The 2,153-nt window shown below is 35.3% G+C and carries 2 protein-coding genes; both read left to right on the top strand.

The window, feature by feature from the left end; genetic code table 11:
- Positions 1–13: 13 nt before the first annotated feature.
- A complete protein-coding gene (locus CP366_RS10275; protein WP_065991183.1) occupies positions 14–637 on the top strand; it encodes an IS607 family transposase in 624 nt (207 codons plus the stop codon).
- Positions 621–1,949 (top strand): RNA-guided endonuclease TnpB family protein, encoded by a 1,329-nt coding sequence (locus CP366_RS10270; RefSeq protein ID WP_199162868.1) that lies wholly within the window; start codon positions 621–623, stop codon positions 1,947–1,949. Before CP366_RS10275 ends, CP366_RS10270 begins: the two co-directional genes overlap by 17 nt.
- The last annotated feature ends 204 nt before the right edge of the window (positions 1,950–2,153 follow it).

Raw genomic sequence — 2,153 nt, 5'->3', positions numbered from 1 at the left:
AGGAGGTGAAACTATGAAAGCTAATCAAGTAATGGAAATACTTCAAATTAGCCGCTCAACTTTGAAACGTTATCGTGAAAAAGGTTTTATTAAAGCTGTTCAAAAGCCAACAGGTCAATTTGAGTTTGACGATGATTCGGTTTGGTTGTTTAAAAATAAACATACTCCTCGTCAGACTATTCTCTATGGTCGTGTTTCTACTTATAAGCAAAAACATGATTTAGCTAATCAAATGCAAGAATTACGTGATTTCGCTGAAAATAAAGGCTATCATGTCGATAATTCCTTTTCAGATATTGCCAGTGGCATCTCTTTTAAAAATCGAAAACAGTTCTTTAAATTATTAGACTTAGTTTTGGCAGGCAAAGTTGAAAGAGTAATCATTACTCATCAAGATAGATTGAGTCGTGTAGGGTTTGAGCTATTTGAATACTTGTTTAAAAACTACGGGACAGCGATTGAAACTATCTCAAATGAGCTGAATCCTAAGACTGATGAAGAAGAGCTGTTTGAAGAAATTATCAGCCTACTGCATTGCTTCTCTATGAGAGAATATTCTCATAGACGAGTGGAACGTAAGCTTATAGAAAGCACCTTAAATCAGAAAGGCGGTGAAAAAGATGGCAAAAAAGAATAAGCAAGTTCCTAGAAATGATCTGCAATATGAGCAATTAGCCAGTGAATATCTGATTAAAGCTAATCCGAAGCTTGATGAGTATTCTTTAGTAGCACACAATTTGTACAACCGTGCCCTTTTTGACTTAAGACAAGGTTTCTTTAAGAAAAGATATATTAAAGGCTATAGTCAACTCGATCAAATATTTAAAGAGCGTTATCAAAAGCGTGAGTTAATGCTTTATCATAGCTTAGGCTATGTCCAATCGGCACAACAGACTTTAAGAGAGGTCACAACTGTTTGGCAGGCATTCTTTAAAGCGCTGAAAGCCTACAAAGCTAATCCTAGTAAGTTTAGCGGAAAACCAAGATTGCCCCGTTATTTACGGGACAAACGCCATACCTTCTTTGTGACTAATCAGAACGCTAAAGTTAAAGATGGCTATTTGATTGTTCCAAAATTGGATTTAAAGCTAAAACTTGCGCCTAATATTGAAAAAATTGGACGCGTTGCTTTTAAACCTGTCGCTAATGGTTATAAAGTAATTGTTCCATATAAAGCCAATAAAGAAATTAAATACTTACCAGATAACGGTAAATATATTGGGATTGATCCTGGAATTGATAATGCTTTTGCTTGCGCTTCTAACACTAGTAATCGTCCACTACTCATTAACGGTCGTGGAATTAAGTCGGTTAACCAGTATTATAATAAAAAGCGTGCTGAATTAAGACAGCTTCAAGCTAGACACCATCAGCTTGAACGAATAATTAATACCAAACAAGGTAAGAAAGTTGTCTATCAAGATACCCAAGCCATGAAGAAAATTACCGCTTGGCGCAATGACAAAATTAGGCAATTTGCCCACAAAGCATCTAAACGTATCGTGGATTATGCGTTAAACTGTGAGGCAAACACAATTGTCATTGGTAAGAACAAATCATGGAAAAGAAGTTCAAATATGGGGAAAAGAAATAATCAAAACTTTATTGGGATTCCTCACCAGGTGATGATCGACATGATTAAGTACAAGGCTAATTTAGCAGGAATTACTGTTATTCAAACTAACGAAAGTTACACTAGTCAAACTAGTAGTTTAGATCATGAACAGCCTTGTTGGGAAAACGGCAATAAAAGCAGAAAGCGACAAGGTAAAAGCCCTGTTAACAGACGAATTAAACGTGGTTTGTTTAAAGCTAATGATGACCGCTTAATCAATGCGGATATTAACGGAGCTTTGCAAATAATTAGAAAAGTATTCTCGAATTTCCAAGTGAATGACGAGATAGCGGGCGTAGTGTTACGTCCAGTTAAATGGAGTCCTAAGTTTTAGGGCACTACTTAGCAAAGGAAATATAAATCTTATCCAAGTTTATCGGTTGACGCTTTTGTAAAGTTGTCCTTATAGTTTCTAAGCTAGCAAAAGTTTGGGAGTGTGCTAAAAAGGTTGAAAGCAGATATTAATAAACGAAGATAAGATAGGAAAATGTATTCAAATAAAATAAAGTGGATATATTTAACCAATATTTTCTAACAT

This window comes from Lactobacillus sp. UMNPBX15 (assembly GCF_002553785.1).
In the GTDB taxonomy this organism is placed as follows: domain Bacteria; phylum Bacillota; class Bacilli; order Lactobacillales; family Lactobacillaceae; genus Lactobacillus; species Lactobacillus crispatus.
This window is presented reverse-complemented; position numbering and strand designations above follow the sequence as displayed.